This is a genomic window from Nocardia sp. NPDC059240, assembly GCF_042753865.1.
Classification (GTDB): Bacteria; Actinomycetota; Actinomycetes; order Mycobacteriales; family Mycobacteriaceae; genus Nocardia.
In genome coordinates this window covers 56,549-80,470 of the sequence record NZ_JBHZAC010000016.1, presented here as the reverse complement: position 1 = coordinate 80,470, position 23,922 = coordinate 56,549, and the positions used below count along the sequence as shown (strand labels likewise).

At 65.6% G+C, this 23,922-nt stretch carries 24 protein-coding genes, 2 tRNA genes and 2 pseudogenes; 19 read left to right on the top strand and 9 right to left on the bottom strand.

Translation table 11 applies throughout. From position 1 onward, the window contains the following. From ACFXHA_RS40265 to ACFXHA_RS40250, 4 genes are all read right to left on the bottom strand, one after another. Positions 1–363: a hypothetical protein gene (locus ACFXHA_RS40265; RefSeq protein WP_379365792.1), complete on the bottom strand. Its 363-nt coding sequence runs from the start codon at positions 361–363 to the stop codon at positions 1–3. A gap of 197 nt (positions 364–560) precedes the next feature. Then, a complete protein-coding gene (locus ACFXHA_RS40260) occupies positions 561–1,313 on the bottom strand; it encodes a low molecular weight phosphatase family protein (RefSeq protein WP_379365790.1) in 753 nt (250 codons plus the stop codon). A gap of 60 nt (positions 1,314–1,373) precedes the next feature. After that, positions 1,374–2,078, bottom strand: a complete 705-nt coding sequence (locus ACFXHA_RS40255; protein ID WP_379365788.1) for a monooxygenase family protein — start codon at positions 2,076–2,078, stop codon at positions 1,374–1,376. 130 nt (positions 2,079–2,208) lie between these two features. Continuing rightward, on the bottom strand, positions 2,209–2,550 hold the full coding sequence (locus ACFXHA_RS40250; protein WP_379365786.1) for a hypothetical protein: 342 nt from the start codon (positions 2,548–2,550) through the stop codon (positions 2,209–2,211). Between the two features lie 299 nt (positions 2,551–2,849). Between ACFXHA_RS40250 and ACFXHA_RS40245 the strand changes: the two genes are divergently transcribed. The 3 genes from ACFXHA_RS40245 (at position 2,850) to ACFXHA_RS40235 (ending at position 4,998) form a co-directional block, all read left to right on the top strand. After that, positions 2,850–3,119, top strand: coding sequence for a hypothetical protein (locus ACFXHA_RS40245; RefSeq protein ID WP_379365784.1), 270 nt, complete (start codon positions 2,850–2,852; stop codon positions 3,117–3,119). A 91-nt stretch (positions 3,120–3,210) separates the two neighbouring features. Further along, entirely contained in the window at positions 3,211–3,972 is a 762-nt protein-coding gene (locus tag ACFXHA_RS40240) for a ferritin-like domain-containing protein (RefSeq protein ID WP_379365782.1), read from the top strand. A gap of 114 nt (positions 3,973–4,086) precedes the next feature. Then, the gene (locus ACFXHA_RS40235; RefSeq protein WP_379365780.1) at positions 4,087–4,998 is read left to right on the top strand and encodes a hypothetical protein; all 912 of its coding nucleotides are present in this window, start codon (positions 4,087–4,089) and stop codon (positions 4,996–4,998) included. A gap of 28 nt (positions 4,999–5,026) precedes the next feature. On the opposite strand, the gene ACFXHA_RS40230 is transcribed toward ACFXHA_RS40235, so the two are convergent. Beyond that, positions 5,027–5,320 (bottom strand): hypothetical protein, encoded by a 294-nt coding sequence (locus ACFXHA_RS40230; RefSeq protein ID WP_379365778.1) that lies wholly within the window; start codon positions 5,318–5,320, stop codon positions 5,027–5,029. Positions 5,321–5,830: 510 nt separating this feature from the next. Between ACFXHA_RS40230 and ACFXHA_RS40225 the strand changes: the two genes are divergently transcribed. The 3 genes and pseudogenes from ACFXHA_RS40225 to ACFXHA_RS40215 all read left to right on the top strand — a co-directional run. Further along, positions 5,831–6,691: an immunity 49 family protein gene (locus tag ACFXHA_RS40225; protein WP_379365776.1), complete on the top strand. Its 861-nt coding sequence runs from the start codon at positions 5,831–5,833 to the stop codon at positions 6,689–6,691. Positions 6,692–7,007: 316 nt separating this feature from the next. After that, entirely contained in the window at positions 7,008–7,337 is a 330-nt protein-coding gene (locus ACFXHA_RS40220) for a hypothetical protein (RefSeq protein ID WP_379365774.1), read from the top strand. Further along, a pseudogene (locus ACFXHA_RS40215) lies at positions 7,252–7,458 on the top strand (site-specific integrase); the annotation flags it as partial. The gene ACFXHA_RS40220 and the pseudogene ACFXHA_RS40215, both read left to right, overlap by 86 nt. 193 nt (positions 7,459–7,651) lie before the next feature. On the opposite strand, the gene ACFXHA_RS40210 reads toward ACFXHA_RS40215, so the two are convergent. Then, positions 7,652–7,738 (bottom strand) — tRNA-Leu (locus tag ACFXHA_RS40210). A 224-nt stretch (positions 7,739–7,962) separates the two neighbouring features. Here ACFXHA_RS40210 and ACFXHA_RS40205 point away from each other — a divergent pair. From ACFXHA_RS40205 to ACFXHA_RS40180, 6 genes and pseudogenes are all read left to right on the top strand, one after another. Continuing rightward, on the top strand, positions 7,963–8,586 hold the full coding sequence (locus tag ACFXHA_RS40205) for an ANTAR domain-containing response regulator (protein WP_330181858.1): 624 nt from the start codon (positions 7,963–7,965) through the stop codon (positions 8,584–8,586). 227 nt (positions 8,587–8,813) lie between these two features. After that, positions 8,814–10,049, top strand: coding sequence for a branched-chain amino acid ABC transporter substrate-binding protein (locus ACFXHA_RS40200; RefSeq protein ID WP_379365772.1), 1,236 nt, complete (start codon positions 8,814–8,816; stop codon positions 10,047–10,049). Between the two features lie 80 nt (positions 10,050–10,129). Further along, entirely contained in the window at positions 10,130–11,170 is a 1,041-nt protein-coding gene (locus ACFXHA_RS40195) for a branched-chain amino acid ABC transporter permease (RefSeq protein WP_379365771.1), read from the top strand. Further along, positions 11,167–12,396: a branched-chain amino acid ABC transporter permease gene (locus ACFXHA_RS40190; RefSeq protein WP_379365769.1), complete on the top strand. Its 1,230-nt coding sequence runs from the start codon at positions 11,167–11,169 to the stop codon at positions 12,394–12,396. The genes ACFXHA_RS40195 and ACFXHA_RS40190 overlap by 4 nt, the downstream gene beginning before the upstream one ends. Continuing rightward, positions 12,393–13,340: pseudogene (locus ACFXHA_RS40185) on the top strand (ABC transporter ATP-binding protein); the annotation flags it as partial. The gene ACFXHA_RS40190 and the pseudogene ACFXHA_RS40185, both read left to right, overlap by 4 nt. A gap of 54 nt (positions 13,341–13,394) precedes the next feature. Next, a complete protein-coding gene (locus tag ACFXHA_RS40180; RefSeq protein ID WP_379366006.1) occupies positions 13,395–14,150 on the top strand; it encodes an ABC transporter ATP-binding protein in 756 nt (251 codons plus the stop codon). Between the two features lie 63 nt (positions 14,151–14,213). Here ACFXHA_RS40180 and ACFXHA_RS40175 read toward each other — a convergent pair. Beyond that, positions 14,214–14,286, bottom strand: a tRNA-Trp gene (locus tag ACFXHA_RS40175). 156 nt (positions 14,287–14,442) lie between these two features. On the opposite strand from ACFXHA_RS40175, the gene polA reads away from it, so the two are divergent. From polA to ACFXHA_RS40160, 3 genes are all read left to right on the top strand, one after another. Continuing rightward, positions 14,443–17,160 carry a DNA polymerase I gene (gene polA / locus ACFXHA_RS40170; RefSeq protein WP_379365767.1) on the top strand — a complete coding sequence of 906 codons (2,718 nt, stop codon included), beginning with the start codon at positions 14,443–14,445 and terminating at the stop codon, positions 17,158–17,160. Positions 17,161–17,167: 7 nt separating this feature from the next. Continuing rightward, on the top strand, positions 17,168–17,746 hold the full coding sequence (locus ACFXHA_RS40165) for a hypothetical protein (RefSeq protein ID WP_379365765.1): 579 nt from the start codon (positions 17,168–17,170) through the stop codon (positions 17,744–17,746). A gap of 537 nt (positions 17,747–18,283) precedes the next feature. After that, the gene (locus tag ACFXHA_RS40160; RefSeq protein ID WP_379365763.1) at positions 18,284–18,715 is read left to right on the top strand and encodes a 2-keto-3-deoxygluconate kinase; all 432 of its coding nucleotides are present in this window, start codon (positions 18,284–18,286) and stop codon (positions 18,713–18,715) included. Between the two features lie 61 nt (positions 18,716–18,776). On the opposite strand, the gene trxA is transcribed toward ACFXHA_RS40160, so the two are convergent. After that, positions 18,777–19,142 (bottom strand): thioredoxin, encoded by a 366-nt coding sequence (gene trxA, locus ACFXHA_RS40155; protein ID WP_379365761.1) that lies wholly within the window; start codon positions 19,140–19,142, stop codon positions 18,777–18,779. Positions 19,143–19,334: 192 nt separating this feature from the next. On the opposite strand from trxA, the gene ACFXHA_RS40150 reads away from it, so the two are divergent. The 4 genes from ACFXHA_RS40150 to ACFXHA_RS40135 all read left to right on the top strand — a co-directional run bounded on the left by ACFXHA_RS40150 (position 19,335) and on the right by ACFXHA_RS40135 (position 23,248). Beyond that, entirely contained in the window at positions 19,335–20,420 is a 1,086-nt protein-coding gene (locus ACFXHA_RS40150; RefSeq protein ID WP_379365759.1) for an isocitrate/isopropylmalate dehydrogenase family protein, read from the top strand. A 153-nt stretch (positions 20,421–20,573) separates the two neighbouring features. Beyond that, the gene (locus ACFXHA_RS40145; protein ID WP_379365757.1) at positions 20,574–21,482 is read left to right on the top strand and encodes an ABC transporter substrate-binding protein; all 909 of its coding nucleotides are present in this window, start codon (positions 20,574–20,576) and stop codon (positions 21,480–21,482) included. 5 nt (positions 21,483–21,487) lie between these two features. After that, entirely contained in the window at positions 21,488–22,435 is a 948-nt protein-coding gene (locus ACFXHA_RS40140; protein ID WP_379365755.1) for an amino acid ABC transporter permease, read from the top strand. 60 nt (positions 22,436–22,495) lie between these two features. Next, entirely contained in the window at positions 22,496–23,248 is a 753-nt protein-coding gene (locus tag ACFXHA_RS40135; RefSeq protein WP_379366005.1) for an amino acid ABC transporter ATP-binding protein, read from the top strand. A 72-nt stretch (positions 23,249–23,320) separates the two neighbouring features. On the opposite strand, the gene ACFXHA_RS40130 is transcribed toward ACFXHA_RS40135, so the two are convergent. Next, positions 23,321–23,788, bottom strand: a complete 468-nt coding sequence (locus ACFXHA_RS40130) for a hypothetical protein (protein ID WP_379365753.1) — start codon at positions 23,786–23,788, stop codon at positions 23,321–23,323. Positions 23,789–23,922: the final 134 nt, after the last annotated feature.

Sequence of the window (23,922 nt, the reverse complement as noted above, 5' to 3'; positions counted from 1 at the left end):
CTAGATCAGCTCGCGGTTTTCTTCCAGGTCGAAGTTTTCCCGCTGGAGCGCATGCACGATGTAAGGGACCGGTTCGGTGGCGGACAGCTCCAGGACCAAGCGCTGCTCGAGCTTGGCGATGCCCGCCTTGGTTAGTTGACGGGCCTCGCCCACCAGGCTCAGCGCGATCTCGTAGGTGCGGCGCTCGCCCGGTTCGGCGTCGGGATGATCCAGCCGCCACTGGGTTTCGAGCACGGTGTGGGTGGGTTCGTCGCACTCCACCGGGAGGGTGAAGCGCCACGCGAAGATATCTCGATCGGCGACGTATTCATCGACCACGCGGCACACGGTCTCGGTGACGCGGTTCAAGGTCTGAGCTGTCACGTAAACATGGAGCGAAACATCCGAAATTCGCTTCGGCATGTCCTTGGTCCTGTTCTTGTGTCGAACCACCGGCAGTGGCGTTCGGCGGAACTGGTAAATGTTCCGCGCGCAGTGTAATCCCTTACCGGACCAACCTCGCAGCAAGGTGTATTGACACGCGGGGATTCGGACCGCCGGGGGACCGCCGGGATCGCCTGCTATCCGGCCGATTCCGCCGCGCGCCGGGGCAGCTGACCGGCCTGCCGTGGGTAATCGCCGGGCTGCCGGCGTGAGTGATCGGCTGCCGGCTGCCGCGAGTATTCGGTTGCCTGCCGCGAAGATTCGACCGGATTGGGGCGTTCGGCGCGTCTGCCGGATTCGCCCCGTCCGCCGTCTATCACCAGCAGCCCCGGTTGCCCGTCACCGCCGCCACGCGGGTGTGCGGCCGCCTGCTGATGCGCGTGCAGCGCGAGCAGCAGCGGCACCAGCGCCTCGGCGATGCGGTCGCCGACATCGCAATACTGTTGCGGCGACAGCCCGACCGGGTCCGAGATGTTCTCCCGGCCGACATAGGCGAGATCGTCGCGCGCGGCATGCAATCCGACCACGCTGCGCGCGCCGCTGACCTTCGCGATGCGGTACGCCTCGAGCAGGGTGAAGGTGCGCGGTAGCGCCTCGGGCACGAGATCGCGCACCTGGTCGCGGATCTTGTCGGTCATGGCGAGCACCATGTCGGCGCGGTGCACCATCTCCGCCTTCAGGCGGCGGGCCTTGAAGTTGTCGGCGCTCCCGCCGAGTCCGACAATCGTCTGTGCGGCAAGGGGTTCCACCGGGAATCCGACCAGTGCGCGCACGCCGGCACTCTCAGCGGATAGCTCCTGTAGTCCGTGTTCAGCGGCCACCGCCAGGGTGAGGCGTTCGGCAATGACGGATCGGCAAACATTTCCGCTGCACACGAACAGCACATGCATGCCGATAACCTATGCCGGGCGTTGTCGATTCGAAACACTTTCGTGACCGGATCACATGTTTCATCCGCGATGTTCATCGCGCGGCTGAATGTCGCTCACCTGCTGTTGGTTCCCGTTCACCGGAATGTCGGATCGGTGCCGGGTCAATGCCCCTGGCAAGTGAGCATGCCCGGCCGTCTGCGGTAAATCAATAGCCGAGCGGGTATTCGTGTCGTCGGTGCTATAAAGCGCGGATTCCGTTATGACAGGTGCGATTTCGGGGACTCCCCGGCTGTTTTCAGTACCCTTTCCCGCGGACTCGGCGCCGGTGCCGCGCACCCGTCCCCGCGTGGAGAACAACCGCCCCCGAGCTGGGACGGTGTGCGCGAACCGGGCCAGCCCGGTGGGCGCGGCCATATCGTCGTAAACGGAATCGATTCCGCCCCTTGCGAAATAGGCTTCGTGCCAGAATCCGGTCCCGCCGGAATCCTTCAGGAACTCGGTCCACCACACCCGATGCGGCTCCGACCGGGTCCACCGCTCCAGGCTCTCCAAATCCCGCCAATACTGCCGCGCACCCCAATGCGGCGGCCACAACGACCAGACCACATCCTCGTGCGACAAAAGCCCGTCGGGCCGATCCCGATGCGACCGGTACAACTTCGGACCGACCCCGAGCAGCCGCAGAATTCCCCTCGGACTGCGCACTCGCATCCCGAGCAGAATCACGACCAGATCCGGATATTCCGTCAGGTCCGCAGTAACTCTCTGCACCCGCATCCGCATGACCTCCGCACGTCGAACCGCCCTGTGCAGACCTACGTCCGACCCCCGCGTCCGGTTCGAAGCCCGCTCACGGCCCCTGCCCGAAGTGTAGGCCCGTTTCGGACGCCCGTCCGGCTTCGTCCTCGGGGGCCTAGGTGCTCAAGCGCAGCACCGCCGAGCTCCCCTGCACGGCAACCACCTTGATGGTCAGCCCATTGAGAAACATGGTCCCGCCGGAAGGTGCCGTACTCGAAGCCGGAAATCCGAACACCGAAGCCGCCGCCGTCACCGCCATGCTCGAGATCTGCTGAATCTGCACCTTCCCCCCGATCAATGGCATCCCCGGCACCGGAATCGTGGTCGGCCCATCCACCTGAACCTCGCAGTTGCCGTTGGCGCAGGCACCAAGGTTGCTCCCATCCGCCGCAGTCGGCAGCCCCGACTTGGCCTTCGGTGCAGTGGCCGCCGCCGTCGTGGTCCCCGGAACCGTCATCGTCGTCTGTCCTTGTGTCGTCGCCACCGGTGCCGCCGTCCCACTCGTCTGCGATCCGCACCCCCCACAAGCCGCCACGATCACCACCCCGCCCGCTACGACTTTCACCAACGGGGTCATCGTGATTCGCATGCGGCCTCCACGGTGCTGTTCGGAACTACGGCACCCGATGATGCGCGACGTGACCGGCCGCCGCAGCGGAATGTGAAACTTCGATAGTCCAAATACCGCCGAGGCGGGTGACACCCGCGTGACCCAAATCGATCATCTGAAGTGAATATGTTTCATATACTGCCGCGATGAAACGAATCATTCTGGTGGGTGCGGCCGCCTGTGCACTGTTCGGCATCAACGCCGGAACGGCTGCGGCACAAGGCATCCCGCTGACGGCATCCGACGTGGACACCCCGTCCTCGGGATCCGCGGAGAGCTTGGGGAACGCCCTGGGCGTAGGAACGGTCTACGGCGCAGGCGCAGGCGCCCTACTCGGCAGCGCAGCCGCCGGCCTCGGAGCCCAATTCGCCGGCGGTTACCTCAACGGCGTCCTCAGCACCCTCTCCGCCCACTAGACATCGGCACCACATCTCCACATCGTGTCCGTCCGATCCACGCATCCCTTTCCTGGAGTCGGTTCCCGAACCTGGTCAGAGGGGACGGCTCATGTACGACACGCACTCATTCGCTCGGTGGACAGCCGAATTCGAGGCCAAGGCTCGCGCGCGGTGTCGGACCGGAGACCCCGACTGGTCGCTCGGCTCGACCCTGCCGCCCGAGCTGGTCCGCAGCATCCAGCGTTTCCAGGTCGGCGAGTCCGGCGACGGCGCGAACCTGATCGCCAAGGCCGATGCCTCCGGCGACCCGGTTTACGCCGCCGCGGTGCGGCTGTTCGTCGCCGAGGAACAGAACCACGCCCGGCTGCTGCGTCACCTCCTGAATGCCGCAGGCCACGAAACGATTTCCCGCCATTGGACCGACGTGATCTTCGTCCGTCTGCGCCGCGCCCTCGGTCTCCGCCTGGAACTGATGGTCCTCTCGATCGCCGAGGTCATCGCCGTCCCGTATTACCGTGCGCTCCGCGACGGCGCCTCGGACCCATTGACCACCCGCACCGCCGCCCTCATCGTCACCGACGAGCAGCGCCATATCCCGTTCCACACCCAACGCCTGCGCCTCGCCTTCGCCGCAACCCCCACCGCCGTGCGCCCCCTCATCCGAGCCGTCTGGTGGCTGCTCCTGTTCGGTGCCCTCCTGGTGGTCCTCACCGACCACGCCCCCGCCCTGCGCCGATTGGGCGTCACCCGAACGCAATTCGCCCGCACCGCGATCGCGCTGTTCGCACCCGTCTGCGCCACGGCTCTCCCGCGTTCGAGGGGCCGATTTCATCCGGCCCCGGATCACGAAAAGAACTGTGTCACAAGGTGAACGCGCTGCTAGGCTCGCGAGGTGCCGGGCGGGGGATTCATCGCGTCAGCGACCTGGCCGCGCTGTCAACATGATTCGCCGTAGATCGGCGAGAAACTGAGGGGGGGAACGACAATGTCGACTGCTGTCGAGGCGCCGGTGTGGCCGCAATACGGTCGTGCGGTGCACGTCGGAACGAGCGCCAACGGCAAGGTGTCGGTGTACTTCGATCCGCATTTGGGTCTGCCCGGTTTGCAGAACGCGCGCGATCTCATCACCGACGCGGATCGCGTGGTCGCGGCCAATGACCGCATCTTCGGCACCGCGAGCGGCGCGGTGAACGTGATCGTGTTCGCCCTCGGCGGCCGAACCGACGGCACCGGCGGCGCGGACCACATGGCCTGCGATTTCGTCAACGGCGGATCCATCGAAGTCTGCGCAGCCTTCGGCGCACCGGCCCGGGTATCGGCCCTCTTCGAGGCGGAACTCAGCGAATGCTCGATGGGCGGCCAGCTGTGTGAGGTCAGCACCGGCGAGGCGCTCTCCCGCTGGTGCGCCGCCGTAGTCAGCGACAACGCGCTCGCCGACTTCGCATCCGCCCCCACCTGGCAGGCCGCCGGCGCCCCCGACTTCGTCAACATCACCGACCCCACCGACCGCAACCCGATCAGCACCGGCTGCGGCATGGCCTTCCTCTCCTGGCTCCTGAGCCAGGGCCACACCCTGCACGAGGCCGCCCGGGCCATGGTGTCCCTAGGCGCATCCGGCACCCTGGCCCAGCTCTACGCCGAACTCACCGGCGATTCACCCACCAACGCCTGGGCCAACTTCTCCACCGCGGTCCACGCCTTGCCGGCAAAGATCACCACAGACGACCCGTTCGCCGCGCTCCCACTGCCCGCCCAACGCGCCCTCCACAACCCAGGCACCACAGAACCCCTCCTCCCCGCGCCCCCCTCCCTCGAAGACCCATCCTGCTCGATCCGCTCCCACCGCCTACTCACCGACGACCTCGACTATCCCGACGAACTGGCATTGCACCTCTGACCCTCCAACCCCGATAGGGCCGAGATGCTCAGCGCCCGAACCGATCCGCTTCGCTGTCGTGATATTCCAGGAAGATCAGACGGGCCTGGCGTCCCGGCCAACTCTCATCGGGGGTACCCACAAAGATCATCGGTGTGATCGAGTACTGCCCTTGCAGTGCGGCGTCCAGATCGCCGACGATCTCCTCGATATCCTCCTCAACCCGGACGGTACGACCTCTGACGGCGAAGTTCACCTTCACTTCATCGTGATCGGCAACGTCTACGGAAATCGCCCGGACGTCCGGAGACACCCAGCCCAGCGTCGCCTGAATCGACGCCAAGACAACGATGTTCTCGCGATCAACTCGATGCATTACGGACCCCAGTTCGGCTGAAGCGGTACAACGCTCACGCTGCTTGTCTCGTGCTCCACGATCTCAGGGATACGACCGCGTCGGGTAATGAGATCAAATACCGAAGTCGCCCAAACGGATTCAGGTCAATACGGCATCGGCGCCAGTCGGCGACTCGATCCCGGACCGTCTGGACGCTGTCGCGGAGCGCGCGGGAGGCGCGGTGCGGCCTACCACCTGCCCGACGAGTAGAGGGCCGCCCCGGTGATCTCCGGGACGGCCCTCCAGCTTGGTGCCGAGTGCGGGACTTGAACCCACACGCCCTTTCGGACAACGGTTTTGAGATTGCCAGCAGACTGCTGACAACAGACCTTGACGACGTCAAATATGTCCTGGTTCGTGCTCGCGTTCAGGACCTCAAGAAGAACGGGCAAGTCGTCGGCGAACAGTACGGTGGGTACGCGACAAAAACCTTCGACCTAGGGAAGTGAACCAGCTGTGACCGCGGTGGTGCCACGGCACGCAATCGACGCCACGACATTCGAAGGCCGCGCCGACGAATACCGGGGATACCTCGGCGACCACATTCCCCGGCTCCCGGAACGCCCCGACAACCTGTTTTTCGTCGAGACCCTTGCACGGGCGCTCCTCGGTGTCCTGCTCATCGACGACCCGACCGCCGACTCGACCGCAACCCTCGAGGCCGCACAGCTCGACGAGCAGGCCGCGACCGGGTTGTTCCGGGTAGCCGATGGGTTTGTCACAGGCGAGCGCGACGCGGTAGACCTGCCGTTTGGCGGCGAAACCTACGGGGTACCGACGGGCCCCAATCAAGCCGCAGACACCGGGCGCTGGCTAACCGCCTTCTGGTGGGCGACGATCGCCCGCGACACCGAAGCCGGTGACCTACTCGCCCGGTATCCAGTTGAACGCCTACGAGATACGGGAGACGGCGGAGTCGCCGACGAGTTCCAGTACGAATGGGTCGATCTCCTCCAAACGGCCTGGAGCGACGATCCGGGTAGCCTCGTCGACCGCGCGAACAGCCTCGACACCACCAGCAAGATCGGCGCCCAGGCGGTCATCGACCATCTGATCAAGCCGACGATCGACGTCTTCTCCGCCATGGCCGCCGGCCACGAGAAAGCCTTTGCCAGAGAGCTGACAAAGGCCCTCAAACGGCATCGGAAGTACTTCGACACAGCGAAGCGCCATCGTGGTCCCGACGGATTCGTCTCGGTCCCGCTGCTCGCCCTCACCTGCTGGGCCTATGACCGCGGAATGCGCATCGACGTCGTATCCGAATACATCCCACAGCGATTCATCGATCGTCCGGACTGGATGTTCACGCTGGGATGAACAGCCGGTCGTCACTCGATTGAGCCCCAACGCGCCCAGCGTGGTGGCACCCGGCCACTTGACCCCCAGATTCGCACGCAGGTCGTTTGCGCACGTCACACACGACGAGCGTGCTGGCCGAGTTCCCCTGTGATCAGGTGTTGTTCGCCGCAGGGAATGCCGTGTGGCCACCACGATCTTGGCTGAATTCTGATCCGGACCTGAGCGGACTCTGATCGCGGACCTGATCGGATCCGTCCTCCGATCAGAATCGGGTCAGAGCTCAGATTCAAGGGCCGCGGAGTTTCAGCGTCCCGAGTGTTCCAGTCCTATCAGTGTGCTCAGCCAGGTACTGCGCTATGCCATCAAAGCCAAGAGGCCGTCGACAAATCCGGCTGAAGAAATTGATCTCCCCGAGATGACCGCGGCGGAGCGGCGGTACCTGACGCACCTCGCGGTGATGAGGCTGGCAATGGCGGCCGGCCGATTCCGCCTGCTCGTGTTCGCACTGGCCTACATCGGGATCCGCTTCGGCGAGGCGATCGCACTGCGGACCTGGACGGTCGACCCCGACGCGCACGGTGCCGATCCCCGCCACCCTGGCGAAGGAGCTCCAGCTATTGCTCGAGGATCGCAACGCCGATGCCTTGGTCTTCCCCAGTCATAAGGCCGGATTTCTCAAGTCCACCGAGTTCCGCTGGGTTTTCGACCAGGCAGCGAAGGGGGCCGATCTGAATAGTGTTGTACCGCACGGTCTTCGGCATACCACTGCCTCGTTGGCCATCAGTGCCGGGGCGAATATCGAAGTCGTGCAGCGGATGCTGGGGCACAAGACGGCCATGCTCACCCTGGATCTGTACGGGTACTTGTTCCCGGACGATCTGGATGTCGTGGCCGAGGCAATGGAAGCTGGCGCCCAGGCTGCTGCGTACGGCATGAGTAAAGGGCCGCCCCGGTGTTCTCCGGGGCGGCCCTCTGTCTTGGTGCCGAGTGTGGGACTTGAACCCACACGTCCTTTCGGACAACGGTTTTTGAGACCGTCGCGTCTGCCACTTCCGCCAACTCGGCGCACCGACGGGAAATGATAGCGGGTGGGTGGGGGATACAACTAATCGAGGGGGTCCGGGGGATGACACGGTTGTGATACTGGTCGGTTTGCGCTGGGTACGTGGGTTGTAAGAGCGGGTCGACGGTACTCTTTGGGGTACTCGGGTGCGTGCCGGTCCTGTGAGGGTGGCGCAAGACGAGGTGGCATCGGGTAATCGGTATTCGGAAGCGACAGGGGTTCATCTATGGGAACGACAGCAGGGGGCGGTTCGAAGAAGGATGCCGCGGCGTCCGCCCCCAAGCGGGTGGTGGTTGCCGAGGACGAGGCGCTCATCCGGATGGACCTGGTGGAGATGCTCTCGGAAGAGGGCTATCACGTGGTGGGTGAGGCGGGCGACGGCCAGCAGGCTGTCGATCTCGCCGAGGAGATGCGGCCGGATCTGGTGATCATGGACGTGAAGATGCCGCGCCGGGACGGCATCGACGCGGCGGCCGAGATCGCGTCGAAACGCCTTGCGCCGGTGGTCATCCTGACCGCCTTCAGCCAGCGCGATCTGGTGGAGCGGGCCCGCGACGCGGGGGCGATGGCCTATCTGGTGAAGCCGTTCACGAAATCGGATCTGGTGCCGGCCATCGAATTGGCCGCATCGCGATTCCATGAGATCGCGGCGCTCGAGAGCGAGGTCGCGAATCTGACCGACCGCCTCGAGACCCGCAAGCTGGTGGAGCGCGCCAAGGGTGTGCTCATGCAGACGCAGGGTCTATCGGAGCCGCAGGCGTTCAAGTGGATTCAGCGCACGGCCATGGACCGTCGCACCACCATGAAGGCGGTCGCGGAAGTGGTGCTGGAGAATCTCGCGCCGAAGTAGCCGGATTTGCTCGGTCATAGCCCTGTTGTTGCCGGAAATCAACTGTAAAAATTTACAGTGAGGTAACAACAGGGCCTTTTCGTTTGTTGCGATGTCACATGGATGATTCGAATGTGATGCGGACCTAACGTGGCAAGGCTATGTTCTGGTTCGGGCCGATCGATGGGGCGGCCCTCTCCGGTTACCCCCGGGGAGCACAGAACATGAGGTGAATCGTGCTTGGTTCAATGGCGCGCACGTCTTCGCTGCGGCACAGTCGCACGGCGCGAGCGGTAGTCATCGGCGCGGCGGCGGTCCTGGCGCTGACGTCGGCGGGTTGTAGTAGCAAATCCACGGACAACTCCGGTGGTGGTGGCGCCGCGGCGCTGACCATCCAGCCGGTGGTGCAGGTCGACGGTCAGGGCAAGGAAGTTCCGGTCAAGGACGCGACCGCGGCCGCGGATCCCGCGGGCGACGGTAAGGGCAAGTGCGCGCCGACCACCATCGGTATGGCGGGCCCGCTGACCGGCGACAACGCCAACCTCGGCCTCAATATCGTGCGCGGTGTGCAGCTGGCGCTGGATCAGCACAACAAGGCCAACCCGGGCTGCCAGGTGACGGTCAAGCAGTTCGACACCGAGGGCGACCCGCAGAAGGCCACCCAGGTCATCCCGACCGTGGTCAGCGACCCGTCGATCGTGGCGCTGATCGGCCCCACCTTCTCCGGTGAGACCAAGGCGACCGGCCAGATCCTCAGCGACGCCAACCTGCTGTCGCTGACCCCGTCGGCCACCAATGTCACCCTGACCACCAACGGCTGGAAGAACTTCTTCCGCGGCCTCGGTAATGACGGTGTGCAGGGTCCGGCCGTCGCCGGATACCTCAAGGGCACCGGCAAGTTCAAGAAGATCTGCGTCATCGCCGACGACTCCGATTACGGCACCGGCCTGGCCAAGACCGTGACCGAGGGCCTCGGTTCGATCGCCGACTCGAGCTGCGCGGCCAACGTGAAGGCCAAGGACAAGGACTTCTCCGCGACCGTCTCCAAGATGGCGTCGGCCAAGCCGGACGGCATCTTCTACGCCGGCTACTACGCCGAGGCGTCCCCGCTGGTCAGCCAGCTACGCAGCGGCGGCGTGACCGCGACCTTCATCTCCGACGACGGCACCAAGGACGTCGAGTTCGTCAAGCAGGCGGGTAGCGCTTCCAAGGACGCGCTGCTGTCGTGCCCCTGTGGTCCGGCCTCCGACAAGTTCGCGACCGCGTATAAGGCGCTGAGCGGTTTCGACCCGGGCACCTATTCCACCGAGGGATACGACCTCACCACCATCGTGCTCAAGGGCATCGAGGCAGGTAAGACCTCCCGCCCCGATCTGGTCGACTTCGTGCGTAACTACGACGGCCAGGGTCTGGCTCGCGAGTACAAGTGGGGTTCCACCGGTGAGTTGGCGAACGCTCTGATCTGGATGTACCAGGTCAAGTAGCGCTCAGGAGTTGTTCGGAACAGCGTGTGCCGAATTAGGTTTCGGCACACGCTGTTTTCCTCCCTCGGCGAAAGTTACGAATGTCTGCACCCGCTCTGGCCGATGTGACGCTGCTGGCGAGCAGTTCCATCGAATTCAATGTCTCCGGTGTCGTCGATCAGTTCTGGCGGCTCACCGTGGAAGGTTTGACCTACGGTTCGATCTACGCATTGGTCGCGGTCGGATACACCCTTGTCTACGGTGTTCTTCGACTGATCAATTTCGCCCATTCGGAAGTTTTCATGCTGGGCATGTTCGGCCAGCTGGTCGGCTTGATGGTCTTCGGATTCGCGGCCAGCGGTGACGTGTATTCCCAAGGCGCGGCGCTGACCATCGTCTATCTGGTGGCGGCCATGATCTTCGGCATGGTGGTCTCCGGTGTCGCGGCCGTCGCCCTGGAACGGGTGGCGTATCGCCCACTGCGCAAACGCGGCGCGAAGCCGCTCATCTTCCTGATCACCGCCATCGGAATGTCGTTCGTGCTGCAGGAATTCGTGCACTACCTGCTGCCGAAGCTGACCGGCAACAAGCTCGGCGGCCTCAACGCACAGCAGCCGATCACCCTGGTGCGGCCGTCGGAGCAATTCCAGCTCTTCGACGCCCCGGTCACCAATATCGCGCTGGTGATCATCGGCGCGGCGATCGTGCTGGCGCTGGTCACCGAATTGCTCATCAACAAGACGAAGTTCGGCCGCAGCATTCGCGCGGTCGCGCAGGACCCGGATACCGCGACGCTGATGGGTGTCTCGCGGGAACGCGTCATCATGCTGACCTTCCTCATCGGTGGCGTGCTCGCCGGTGCGGCCGCATTGCTGTACACGCTGAAGATCCCCAACGGCATCATCTACAACGGCGGATTCATCCTGGGCATCAAGGCTTTCAGTGCCGCCGTGCTGGGTGGTATCGGCAATCTGCGCGGCGCGCTGCTGGGCGGTCTGCTGCTCGGCCTGGCCGAGGACTACGGGCAGATCCTGTTCGGCACCCAGTGGCGTGACGTGGTCGCGTTCGTGGTGCTGGTCGGTGTGCTGATGATCCGCCCGACCGGCATTCTGGGCGAGAGCCTGGGGAGGGCCCGCGCATGACTCAGGCGAAAACTGCTCCCGCACCGCAGAATTCACCCGCCGGACGCGGTGTCGGCGATGCCATCCGCAACTGGTGGGGTGGACTGTCGCGCCCGGCCCAATGGGCCGTCGGCATCCCGATCATCCTGGTGATCGCCATCATTCCGCTGTACCCACCGCCACTGCTGGACACCCCCGGCACCAGTTTCGGTGGGGTGATGGCCCAGTTCGCGATGTACGCGCTCATCGCCATCGGCCTGAATGTCGTTGTGGGACAGGCAGGTCTGCTCGATCTCGGGTATGTCGGCTTCTATGCCGTCGGTGCGTACACGGTCGGTCTGCTCACCAGTCCGAACAGCCCGTGGAATCAAACCGCCGGTGGCTGGCTCAGTCCCAAATGGGCGTGGCTGCTCTGTGTGCCGATCGCGATCCTGGCGACCGCGATCTCCGGGCTCATCCTGGGCACGCCGACCCTGCGCCTGCGCGGCGACTACCTGGCCATCGTGACGCTGGGTTTCGGTGAGATCGTGCGCCTGCTGGCCGACAACCTGCCCGACATCACCAACGGCAGCCTCGGCCTCTCCCGCATCCAGTACCCCAAGCTCGGCGAGTCCGACAGCCACCCGGGAGGTTATTTCTCCTCGGGCAATCTCGGGGACAAGCACAGCTGGAATCCCTTGGACCACGCCAACTCCGGCACCTGGTGGTTCTGGCTCGGCATGGCGCTGGTCGTGCTCGTGCTGATCTTCGTCGGCAATCTGGAGCGCAGCCGTGTGGGCCGCGCCTGGGTCGCGATCCGTGAGGACGAGGACGCCGCCGAGATCATGGGCGTGCCGACCTTCAAGTTCAAGCTGTGGGCGTTCACCATCGGTGCGGCCATCGGCGGCCTGTCCGGCGCGCTGTACGCGGGCCAGGTGCAGTTCATCAACCCGCAGGGCTTCAACGTCATCAACTCGATGCTGTTCCTGTGCGCGGTGGTGCTGGGCGGTCAGGGCAACAAGCTCGGCGTGATCGTGGGCGCGTTCCTGATCGTGTACCTGCCCAACCGATTCATGTCGGTGAACGTGGGCGGGCAGTCCCTCGGCGACTACAAGTATCTGTTCTTCGGTCTGACCCTGGTGGTGTTGATGATCTTCCGGCCGCAAGGTCTGTTCCCGGCCCGGCAGAAACTGCTCGCCTACGGGCGGCAGGTGTATCGGGCGGTGCGACGGCCGGTGGCCGCGCCGGCGACGGGAGCGGGACAGTGACGGGGCCGGGGCCCGGCGGCGGGCTGTTCGACAACGAGGACATCGCGGCCGGATATCAGCAGCCCGAGGCCGAGCACAGCGCGGGCGTCTTCGACGTGACCCAGGTGCTGCCGGTCTTCCAGGACCCGGACGCGGTCGCGGAAGTCGTTGCGCCGCACCGGGAGATCGAGGTCCCGGTGGGTGCGCCGCTGTTGCGCACCGACGGGCTGACGGTGAAGTTCGGCGGTCTGACCGCGCTGGACAATGTCAGTTTCGAGATCCGCCGCGGCGAGATCCTGGGGCTGATCGGACCCAACGGTGCGGGCAAGACCACCTGCTTCAACGCCATCTCCGGCGTGTACCGGCCGTCGGGTGGCACGGTCTTCTTCGACGGCAAGCCGCTGACCAAGACCAAACGCAACCAGATCACCCGATTGGGTATCGCGCGGACCTTCCAGAACATCCGGCTCTTCTCGGAGATGACGGCCCTCGAGAATGTGGTCGTGGGCGCGGACGCCCGCCACAAGACATCGGTACCCGGCGCGGTCTTCCGCACGTCCCGGCATCGTAGCGAGGAACACGAATCGCTCGAAAGGGCTATGGCCCTGCTGGAATTCGTCGGTATCGCCCCGCACGCGGTGGAGAAGGCGCGCAATCTCTCCTACGGCGATCAGCGCCGTCTGGAGATCGCCCGCGCGCTGGCGACCGAACCGAAACTGCTGTGCCTGGACGAACCGGCCGCCGGCTTCAACCCGTCCGAGAAGTCCGCGCTCATGGATCTGATCCGCAAGATCCGCGACGACGGCTACACGGTGCTGCTCATCGAGCACGATATGCGCCTGGTCATGGGCGTGACCGACCGTATCGTGGTGTTGGAGTTCGGCCGCAAGATCGCCGACGGGCTACCCGAGCAGATCCGCCAGGATCCCGCGGTGATCAACGCGTACCTGGGTGTGCCGGACGAGGCCGAGGCCGCCGAAACCCCGGACGCGCAACCGGTTCCGGATCTCGCCAAGCCGATGCCCGGCTCCGAGGCCCCCGCCGCCGCGACCGGTGAACCGTTGCTGACCGTCGAGGACATGGTCGTCAACTACGGCAGAATCCAAGCCCTGCACGGCATCTCACTCAATGTCGGTCAGGGTGAGCTGGTCACCCTGCTGGGCGCGAACGGTGCGGGCAAGACCACCACCATGCGTGCCCTGTCCGGCCTGCTGCCGCTGACTCGCGGCCGAATCATGTTCCAGGGCCGCGACATCACCAAGATGAAGGCCCACGAACGTGTCGTGGAGGGGCTCATCCAGGCCCCCGAGGGTCGCGGTGTCTTCCCGGGCATGACGGTGCAGGAAAACCTCGATATGGGTTGCCATGCACGCCCGTTCAAGGTCAAGGCCGAGTACAACCAGACCCTCGACTGGGTCTACGAGTTGTTCCCGCGCCTGCTGGAGCGTCGCAAGCAGGTCGGCGGCACCCTCTCCGGCGGCGAGCAGCAGATGCTCGCCATCGGCCGCGCCCTGATGGCCCGCCCCCAGCTGCTGCTGCTGGACGAGCCGTCGATGGGCTTGGCCCCCATGGTGATTCAGCAGATCTTCCGGATCATCGCCGACATCAACGCCCAGGGCACCACGGTCCTGCTGGTCGAGCAGAACGCCCAGCAGGCCCTGACCCGCAGCGACCGCGCCTACATCCTGGAAACCGGCGAGGTCACCAAGACCGGCGGCGGTCGCGCCCTGCTCAGCGACCCGGCCGTCAAGTCCGCCTACCTCGGCGTCGGCTGACCCCGCAGCTGCGAAAAGACTTCGGGCCGGTCACCATTGGTGACCGGCCCGAAGCCTTTCAAGCAGGGGCGACAGGAATCGAACCTGCAACCTGCCGCTTTGGAGACGGCTGCTCTGCCAATTGAGCTACACCCCTTTGACGGAAGATCACGCTACCAGCTACCCCGCCCGGGATGAAATCGATTCTCGTGACCTGCGGCGACGGGCCGGTTGTGCCCGCTGCGCACGGATGTCGGTGGGGATACCTAGACTCTGTCGGGTGACCCCTGCCTCTACTGATCAGCGTCCTGTCGTGTCCGCGTCCGCCACCGGGGAGCAGCAGCCGACGCTGCTGTTGCTGGATGGGCATTCGCTGGCCTATCGCGCGTTCTACGCGTTGCGGGACGCGAACATCAGGACGGTGACGGGGCAGCACACCGGCGCGGTGTACGGCTTCACCTCCATGCTGATCAATCTGCTGCGCGACGAGAAGCCGACGCATGTGGCGGCGGCCTTCGATGTGAGCCGCAAGACGTTCCGCACCGAGGCGTTCCCGGAATACAAGGCGAATCGGTCGGCGACGCCGGACGAGTTCAAGGGGCAGGTGGAGACCACCCAGGAAGTGCTGGGGGCCTTGGGGATTCCCGTCATGGCCATCGAGGGGTACGAGGCGGACGACCTCATCGCCACCATGACCACGCAGGCGGTGTCGGAGGGCTTCAAGGTTCTCATCGTGACCGGTGACCGGGACTCGTTGCAGCTGGTCAACGACGACGTCACCGTGCTCTACCCGAAGAAGGGCGTCTCGGACATGGTCCGGTTCACCCCGGCCGCGGTGGAGGAGAAGTACGGGCTCACCCCGGCGCAGTACCCGGACTTCGCGGCGCTGCGCGGCGACCCGAGCGACAATCTGCCGGGCATTCCGGGCGTGGGGGAGAAGACCGCCACCAAGTGGATCACCGAGTACGGGGATCTGGCCACCCTGGTCGATCAGGTGGACAAGGTGAAGGGCAAGGTCGGAGACGCGTTGCGCGCCAACCTGTCCAGCGTGGTGCTCAACCGGCAGCTCACCGAGATGGTCAAGACCGTCCCGCTGCCGTACACGCCCGACCAGCTGGCCATGCAGCCGTGGGATCGCGACCGCATCCACCAGCTCTTCGACGAGCTGGAGTTCCGCGTACTGCGCGACCGGCTGTTCGACACCCTCGGCTCGGTCGAGCCCGAGGCCGAGTCCGGGTTCGAGATCAGCGGCAGTGCGCTGGCCGCCGGCACCGTCGCCGACTGGCTCGCCGAGCATGCGAAACTCGGTCTGCGGCACGGTGTTTCCGTGGTCGGCAATGGCGCGCCGATCCACGGCGACACCCAGGCCATCGCCCTGGCCGCCGCCGACGGCGAGGGCGCCTACATCGACGTGCACACCATGACCCCCGAGGACGAGAAGGCGCTGGGCGCCTGGCTGGCCGATCCGGAGATCCCGAAGGCGTTGCACGAGGCCAAGACCGCCATGCACGCGCTGCGCGGGCGCGGCTGGCAGCTGGGCGGGCTCACCAGTGACACCGCCCTGGCCGCCTACCTGATCCTGCCGGGCCAGCGCACCTTCAACCTGGAAGACCTGTCGCTGCGCTACCTGAACCGTGAGCTGCGGGTCGACAACGGCGGCGAGGCCCAGCTGTCGCTGCTCGACGACGAGGAGCAGGTCGACGCCGAGGTCGCCAATGCCCAGATGCTGCGCGCCCGTGCGGTTTCCGACCTGGCCGAGGCCTTCGACGCCGAACTCGAGCGCATCGAGTCCACGGCCCTGCTCGGCGATATGGAACTGCCGCTGCTGAGCGTGCTGGCCGATCTGGAGGCCGCGGGCATCGCCGTGGATTCCGCGCAGCTCGAGGAATTGCAGCGCGAGTTCGCCGACCGGGTCAGCGAAGCGGCCGAGAACGCGTACGGCGTGATCGGCAAGCAGATCAACCTCGGCTCGCCCAAGCAGCTGCAGGTCGTGTTGTTCGACGAGCTCGACATGCCGAAGACCAAGCGCACCAAGACCGGCTACACCACCGACGCCGACGCGCTCGAGAGTCTGTACGAGAAGACCCAGCATCCGTTCCTGCAGCACCTGCTCGAGCATCGCGACGCGACCCGGTTGAAGGTGACCGTCGACGGCCTGCTCAAGTCGGTCGCCGACGACGGCCGCATCCACACCACCTTCAATCAGACGGTGGCGGCCACCGGTCGCCTGTCCTCGACCGAGCCGAACCTGCAGAACATTCCGATCCGCACCGATATGGGCCGCCGCATCCGCGACACCTTCGTCGTCGGTCCCGGGAACGGCACGGTGGCCTTCGAGTCGCTGATGACCGCCGACTACAGCCAGATCGAAATGCGCATCATGGCCCACCTGTCCAAGGACGCGGGCCTGATCGAGGCCTTCAACTCGGGCGAGGACCTGCACAACTTCGTCGCCTCCAAGGCCTTCGACATCCCGATCACCGAGGTGGATCCGGAACTGCGTCGCCGCATCAAGGCCATGTCCTACGGTCTGGCCTACGGCCTGTCGGCTTACGGTCTGTCGCAGCAGTTGAAGATCAGCGCCGACGAGGCGAAGGTCCAGATGGACATCTACTTCAACCGTTTCGGCGCCATCCGCGACTATCTTCGCGACGCCGTCGAACAGGCCCGCAAGGTCGGCTACACCGAAACCCTCTTCGGCCGCCGCCGCTACCTGCCCGACCTCGACTCCAGCAACCGTCAGCGTCGCGAGGCCGCCGAGCGCATGGCCCTCAACGCCCCCATCCAGGGCACCGCCGCCGACATCATCAAGGTCGCCATGATCGACACCCAGCAGGCCATCCGCGCCGCCGGCCTGAAGTCCCGCATGCTGCTGCAGATCCACGACGAACTCGTCTTCGAGGTGGCCCCCGGCGAACGCGAGCAACTGGAATCCCTTGCCCGCGAACACATGTCCAACGCCATCGACCTCTCGGTCCCGCTGGAGGTTTCGGTCGGCGTCGGTCGCTCGTGGGACTCGGCCGCACACTGACCCCCCGATGACCGTGTCGGAGGGCGATCAGGCGGACACCACTCCCGGGCCGGAGTGGTGCCTGATCGCCACCATGCGGGAGTACCCCTACGGGCCCAATGGCTCGCATGCGGCGTTCCGCAGTCACGGGCGCTTCCCTGCCGGTGCGAAGCTCTACGTCGTCGGCGGTTTCGCGGGCATGGGCTATGAGACGGTGACGGTGGTGGGCTACGGCCATCACCGCCGTGCCCCGATCACGGTCCACCTCCCCGCGAGATTCCTGTGCGACTGGCGAGTGGCACTCGTCTACCGCCCGGCGATCCTGCGGGCTCTGCGCGCCGCCGTGGACCGCGAGGCGTCCGCGGATCGCTGGAACTGGGATGGCCTCGCCTTCGACTCCGACGCTTATCGCGATCGCTTGACCGCGACGGCGACCGGATTCGAGAGCTGGTTGGGTGAGTCTGCGGAATCAGCGCCCGCTCCGGTGACATCCGAAAGTGCTGCGGTGGCATCCGAAAGTGCTACGGCCCAGTCCAACTCGCGTGGGTCCGCGGAGATTTCGGCGGGTTTCGTGCGTCGCTGGCTGCGGCGCTTGCGCGGTCGCTAGCGAAGCTTCCGACCCCGGAGACGCGCCCGGCGAATAATGGGCGCGGAAATTAGCCACGGGTGATCTGCGTCAAAAACCGGCTGGTCTCGATGTCTTGTGAGGCCACGCGCCAACCCAATTCGCACCCCTGCCGGAATTGCGTTGAGCTGGGTGTTTGTCGGGTAGTCGCGCAGCGGTCCATCAGTGTTTGCCAGGGTGCGGTCCGCTGTTGCTGTGCTGCCCATCGCATATGGGGTGACCTGCGGCGAAGTTACTCGTGGGTCGATTGCGAATATGGTTGCCATTAGGTGGGTCTGCCCTTATGCTCGACCCCGTGCCGAACCCCGCCAACAGCCGCAGTGCAGCGCTTGATGTCGCAGACCGCGACCGCGCCGCGCTCATCTCGCTCACCGCGAGTGCTGCTGGCGTGCACGTACTCGTAGTTCGCCGCTAGCGGGGTCTGATTCGGACCGGCCCCTCGCTGCGGCCGAATGAACTTCTCTTTTTGCTGGTCCCCTCTGTCACTTTCTTCGGAAGAAGTCGGGAAGACCTAGTTCAATGACCATCACTCTTGACACCACCCTGTTCATCGCCGCTGCCCCCGCGACCCTGCGGGCCGAATGCACCGGCCTGACCCCCGCCGAGTTCTACGACCGGTACTGCGAGCCCACGGGCCCGGTCAAGCTCAGCGACTGGACCCCGATCGGCGACCGTGCCGGTACGGCCACCCTCGAAATCGCCGATCAACTGCGCACCGTCGTGGCGACGGGCAGCCCGGTGGCGGCGCTGACCTCGGCCCTCTACGACGAGGGCTATCCGGTCGAGATCCTGCAGTTCCACCAGCGGCAGACCGCCGACGGCATGGCGACCTTCATTCAGTGCGAGTTCAACGGACGTCGCGGCTGGGGTGCGGCGCTGGCCGACGACACCGCCGAGTCGACCATTCGCGCCATGATCGCGGGCATCAACCACCTCGGTTCGCACTTCTGAAACGCGAAGCGCCGCATCTCCTTTCGGGGATGCGGCGCTTTCGTGTGCGGTGGGCCCGCGGCTACTCGGCGTTCTGCTCGGCGAGCTGCTTGCGGACGTCCTCCATGTCGAGGGCCTTCACCTGGGTGACCAGATCCTCGAGCGCGGCCGGGGGCAGGGCGCCGGGCTGCGCGAAGACGAGGATGCCGTCGCGGAACGCCATCAGGGTCGGGATCGAGCGGATGTTCGCGGCGGCGGCCAAACCCTGCTGATCCTCGGTGTCGACCTTGCCGTACACGACATCGGTGTGCTTGTCGGACGAGGCCTCGAAGGTGGGCGCGAAGCTGCGGCACGGACCGCACCACGACGCCCAGAAGTCGACGAGAACAATGCCGTTCCCGGTGACAACCTCGTCGAAGTTCTGCTCGGTCAGGGTCTGGGTGGCCATGACTTCCTCTCGTGTCGATTTCCCGGTCCAACACCGGGCCCTACCCATATCTTCCCCGGGTGACGGGCCGCACGGGCGCGGAGGTCTCGGAAACACGCGACCGGGTCTCGAAACCTGCTCGGAGGTCTCGAAACATGTGCGGGGCGTGTGCCGAATCGTCGCTGCCGCGGCGGTTGCGCAAGGATATCTGCCATGAGCGACACCGACACTCGTGTACGTCTGGGCCTGATGGAGGGCGACGGCATCGGTCCGGAGATCGTGCGCGCCACCCGCGCGGTGGTCGACGACGCCTTCGAGACCACCGGCCTGTCGCCGGTGGAATGGGTGCCGCTGCCCCTGGGTCACGAGGCGATCGAGCAGTTCGGCACGCCGGTGCCCGAGCAGACCCTCGAAGGGCTCGCCGAACTCGATGCCTGGATCATGGGTCCGCACGACAGCGCCTCCTACGCACCCGAACATCGCACCGGCCTGCCGCCGGCGGGCGCGGTCCGCAAACGCTTCGGCCTGTACGCGAATATCCGTCCGGCCCGCACCCTCGAGGGGGTGCGCTCGGTCGCCCCGGCCATGGATCTGCTGATCCTGCGCGAGAACACCGAAGGTCTCTACGCCGACCGCAATATGGCGGCCGGGTCCGGTGAGTTCCAGCCGTCACGCGACGTGGCGTTGTCGGTCGGCGTGTTCACCCGCGCCGCCATCGCGCGCGTCGCGCATCTGGCGTTCGAGGTCGCCGGTGAGCGCGGCAAGAAGGTCACCATCGTGCACAAGGCCAACGTGCTGCCGATGACCATGGGGATGTTCCGGGACGTCTGCTACGAGGTGGCTGCGGAGTATCCGGATGTCGAGGTGAACGACGAGCACGTGGACGCGGCGGCCGCGCATCTGGTGCGAGCGCCCGGCGATTACGACGTGATCGTCACCGAAAACCTGTTCGGTGACATCCTTTCCGATCTGGCGGGGGAGCTGAGCGGTTCGCTCGGCATGGCGGCGTCGGTGAACTGCTCCGATACCCAGATCATGGCCCAGGCCGTGCACGGTGCGGCACCCACGTTGGCGGGGCGCAATCGCGCGAATCCGGTGGCGCTGTTCAATTCCGCGGCGGGCATGCTGCGCTGGATGGGCCGCACGCAGCGCTATAGCGCGCTGCGCCGGGTCGGCGAGCGCATCGAACATTCGGTTGCCGATACGTTGCGGGCCGGTGTCGCCACGTCCGATTTGGGTGGGCTAGCATCTACCTCCGAATTCACCGAGCAGGTGCGCGCCCGGCTGCACCGCTGGTGAGCGCGCACTTCCGGGACCGGGCGTGTTCGGCCACGCTACGGCGTGTCGCCGATTAATGTTCGGTTACCGACCGACGTGGATGGTGTCACTCGCCTACATTTCAAACGGCGGGCGAAGCCCGGACGTCGCGCACCCGAACTGTGGAGGACTGCTGTGTCTGTTCGTAACTCTCTCCGTGGGCGTGCCCTGCGCGCTGCCGTCGTGGTGGCCGCCGGTGCCCTCGCATTGACCGCGTGTAGCAACAACTCCGAGTCGAGCGGCTCCGATGTCGCCAAGGTCGACGTGGCCAAGGTCGACACCATCGCCGCCAAGCTGCCCGCCGATGTGAAGTCCGCCGGCAAGCTGGTCGTCGGCGTGAACGTGCCGTATCAGCCCAACGAGTACAAGGATCCGAAGTCCGGCAAGATCGTCGGCTTCGACGTCGACCTGATGGATGCCGTCGGCAAGGTGCTGGGCCTGAACACCGATTACCGGGAAGCGGAGTTCGCCACCATCATTCCGTCCATCGAGGCCGGCACCTTCAACCTCGGCATGTCCTCGTTCACCGACGACAAGGAACGCGAGAAGACCGCCGACTTCGTCACCTACTTCTCCGCGGGCAGCGAGTGGGCCCAGCTGAAGGGCAAGACGGTCGACCCGAACAATGCCTGTGGCAAGCGGGTCTCGGTGCAGCGCAACACCGTTCAGGACAATGACGAGATCCCGGCCAAGTCCAAGGCGTGCACGGATGCCGGTAAGGCCGCGATCGACAAGGTCGCCTACGACGAGCAGTCCGCCGCGGTGAACGCGCTCGTGCAGGGTCAGGTCGACGCCATGTCCGCCGACTCGCCGGTGACCGCCTACGCCATCAAGCAGGCCAGCGACAAGATCGAGAAGTCCGGTGAGATCTTCGATTCCGCGCCGTACGGCTGGCCGGTGAAGAAGGGCTCGGCGATCGGGCCGGTGCTGCAGGAGGCCGTCCAGTACCTGATGGACAACGGCCAGTACAAGAAGATCGCCGAGAACTGGGGCGTCCAGGAAGGCGTGATCACCAAGTCGCTCATCAACGGCGCGCAGAGCTAATTCGTATGTCGCAGGACGATATCGAGTCCGCCGCATCGGTGGCGGTCGCGAAAACCACCGAGCCCGAACCGATCAAGGCGATTCCGCTGCGTCGGCCGGGCCGGATGGTCGCGGCCGCCCTGATCGTGCTGGCGCTGGGCCTGTTCCTCTACGGGGCGGCCACCAATGACGCCTACCACTGGGACACCTATTTCAAATACCTCGGCGACGTGCGGTTCGCCGAGGGCGCGCTGATCACCCTCGAATTGACCGTGCTGTCCATGCTGATCGGCGTGGTGCTCGGCGTGGTCGTCGCCGTCATGCGCCTGTCGCCGAATCCGGTGCTGCGCTCGGTGGCGTGGGGGTACCTGTGGATCTTCCGCGGCACCCCCGTCTATGTGCAGTTGGTGTTCTGGGGCTTGTTCCCGGCGCTGTACAAGACCATCACCGTGGGTGTGCCGTTCGGACCGTCGCTGGCGCATTTCGATGTGCAGCACTGGTCCGCGCCGTTCTTCTTCGCGGTCATCGGCCTGGGTCTCAACGAGGCCGCCTACATGGCCGAGATCGTGCGTGCCGGAATCAATTCCGTCGGCGAGGGGCAGCGGGAGGCGTCGGTGGCGCTGGGCATGTCGTGGTCGCAGACCATGCTGCGCACGGTGCTGCCGCAGGCCATGCGGGTGATCATCCCGCCGACCGGCAACGAGCTGATCTCGATGCTCAAGACCACCTCGCTGGTGTCGGCGATTCCGCTCACGACCGATCTGTACGGTCGGGCGCGCGACATCTCCGGCATCCTGTTCCAGCCGATTCCCTTGCTGCTGGTGGCGGCCACCTGGTACCTGGTCATCACGAGCGTGCTCATGGTCGGGCAGTTCTACCTGGAGCGGTACTACTCGCGCGGCTCGACGCGGCAGTTGACCGCCAAGCAGTTGCGCGCGCTGGCCGACGCCCAAATCGCCGGGGGTACCGGATAGATGAGTATCGAGATGTCGAAAGACGCGGTGCCGCCGCAGGATACGAAGTCCGCGGAGCCGATGGTGCGGGCCGAGCAGGTGTGCAAGAACTTCGGCGCCCTGCAGGTGCTCAAGGGGATTTCGCTGGAGGTGAAACGCGGTGAGGTGCTCTGCCTGATCGGCCCGTCCGGCTCCGGCAAGTCCACCTTCCTGCGCTGCATCAACCACCTCGAGCAGGTCAATGCCGGGCGGCTCTACGTGGACGGCGACCTGGTCGGCTACCGCGAGAAGAACGGCAAACTCTACGAGCTGCACCCGCGCGAGGCCGCCAAGCAGCGTCGCGATATCGGCATGGTGTTCCAGCACTTCAACCTGTTCCCGCACCGCACGGCGCTGGAGAACATCATCGAAGCGCCGACCCAGGTCAAGAAGATCCGCCGCGCCGACGCCGCGGCCCGCGCCCGCGAGCTGCTCACCCGAGTCGGCATGGCGGACAAGGCCGATGCCTACCCCGCCCAGCTCTCGGGCGGCCAGCAACAACGCGTCGCCATCGCCCGCGCCCTCGCCATGGATCCCAAGCTGATGCTCTTCGACGAGCCCACCTCGGCCTTGGACCCGGAGTTGGTCGGCGAAGTCCTCGGCGTCATGCGCGAACTGGCGGCTTCCGGCATGACCATGGTGGTGGTGACCCACGAAATGGGCTTCGCCCGTGAGGTTGCCGACCAGCTGGTCTTCATGGACGGCGGAGTAGTGGTCGAAGCGGGCAACCCCCGCGAGGTCCTCGCCAACCCCCAGCACGACCGCACCAAAGCGTTCCTCTCCCGCATCCTCTGAGACGGATACGGCGACAACGCATTCCGCCCCGCCCCGGTGTCCCGGGTGCGGGGCGGAGTCGTCGGTACCGGGTCAGCAGCCCTCGGCCTGCCAGTTCTGGTCGACGTAGTTCGACAGCAGAGCGACGGTTTCCCCGGGCTCGATCCATTTGCACGCGGTGTACTGATCCACGGTGTACATGTGCACCTTGACATCGACCGGCGCCGAGCAATCGTTCCGCACGAAGTACGCGAATCCTGTTCCGGTGCTGGACGGTCCTTCGACGGAGACCCCGCACCGTCCCGGATCCGCCAGTGCCGCAGCGGATGCCACCGGACAGGCGAGCGGTTCCCAGTCGGAGTCGCCCACCGGGTCCCAGAAGGTGGCGGTGTCGTGGGCATTGACCCACTGACAGCTGCCGCCGCCGATCGAAGCGACCGCATCACGCCCGAGAGTGTGCTGGTAGACGCGGAAACTGCCGCCCACCGAACACTCGTTGCGCATGAGGTAGTAGAAGCTCGGCGCGGCCGGATTCGCGCCCGCGTCCTGCCCACTGGTCACCGTGACCCCACATCGGCCGGGATCGGCCGAGGCCGTCCCACCCATCGGCCATCCCGTGATCGCCGAGGCCGAAATTCCGAGTGCCGCAACCGCCAGAGCCATCCGCCGATGCATGCGCTCCAGTATCGGGGTCG

What these genes read in the sequence shown, in the direction of transcription:
- ACFXHA_RS40260 (WP_379365790.1), bottom strand. Translation starts at nt 1,313, where the DNA reads ATGCATGTGCTGTTCGTGTGCAGCGGAAATGTTTGCCGATCCGTCATT.
- ACFXHA_RS40255 (WP_379365788.1), bottom strand. Translation starts at nt 2,078, where the DNA reads ATGCGGATGCGGGTGCAGAGAGTTACTGCGGACCTGACGGAATATCCG.
- ACFXHA_RS40250 (WP_379365786.1), bottom strand. Translation starts at nt 2,550, where the DNA reads ATGACGGTTCCGGGGACCACGACGGCGGCGGCCACTGCACCGAAGGCC.
- ACFXHA_RS40245 (WP_379365784.1), top strand. Translation starts at nt 2,850, where the DNA reads ATGAAACGAATCATTCTGGTGGGTGCGGCCGCCTGTGCACTGTTCGGC.
- ACFXHA_RS40240 (WP_379365782.1), top strand. Translation starts at nt 3,211, where the DNA reads ATGTACGACACGCACTCATTCGCTCGGTGGACAGCCGAATTCGAGGCC.
- ACFXHA_RS40235 (WP_379365780.1), top strand. Translation starts at nt 4,087, where the DNA reads ATGTCGACTGCTGTCGAGGCGCCGGTGTGGCCGCAATACGGTCGTGCG.
- ACFXHA_RS40205 (WP_330181858.1), top strand. Translation starts at nt 7,963, where the DNA reads ATGGGAACGACAGCAGGGGGCGGTTCGAAGAAGGATGCCGCGGCGTCC.
- ACFXHA_RS40200 (WP_379365772.1), top strand. Translation starts at nt 8,814, where the DNA reads ATGGCGCGCACGTCTTCGCTGCGGCACAGTCGCACGGCGCGAGCGGTA.
- ACFXHA_RS40195 (WP_379365771.1), top strand. Translation starts at nt 10,130, where the DNA reads ATGTCTGCACCCGCTCTGGCCGATGTGACGCTGCTGGCGAGCAGTTCC.
- ACFXHA_RS40190 (WP_379365769.1), top strand. Translation starts at nt 11,167, where the DNA reads ATGACTCAGGCGAAAACTGCTCCCGCACCGCAGAATTCACCCGCCGGA.
- ACFXHA_RS40180 (WP_379366006.1), top strand. Translation starts at nt 13,395, where the DNA reads ATGCCCGGCTCCGAGGCCCCCGCCGCCGCGACCGGTGAACCGTTGCTG.
- ACFXHA_RS40165 (WP_379365765.1), top strand. Translation starts at nt 17,168, where the DNA reads ATGACCGTGTCGGAGGGCGATCAGGCGGACACCACTCCCGGGCCGGAG.
- ACFXHA_RS40160 (WP_379365763.1), top strand. Translation starts at nt 18,284, where the DNA reads ATGACCATCACTCTTGACACCACCCTGTTCATCGCCGCTGCCCCCGCG.
- trxA (WP_379365761.1), bottom strand. Translation starts at nt 19,142, where the DNA reads ATGGCCACCCAGACCCTGACCGAGCAGAACTTCGACGAGGTTGTCACC.
- ACFXHA_RS40150 (WP_379365759.1), top strand. Translation starts at nt 19,335, where the DNA reads ATGAGCGACACCGACACTCGTGTACGTCTGGGCCTGATGGAGGGCGAC.
- ACFXHA_RS40140 (WP_379365755.1), top strand. Translation starts at nt 21,488, where the DNA reads ATGTCGCAGGACGATATCGAGTCCGCCGCATCGGTGGCGGTCGCGAAA.
- ACFXHA_RS40135 (WP_379366005.1), top strand. Translation starts at nt 22,496, where the DNA reads ATGGTGCGGGCCGAGCAGGTGTGCAAGAACTTCGGCGCCCTGCAGGTG.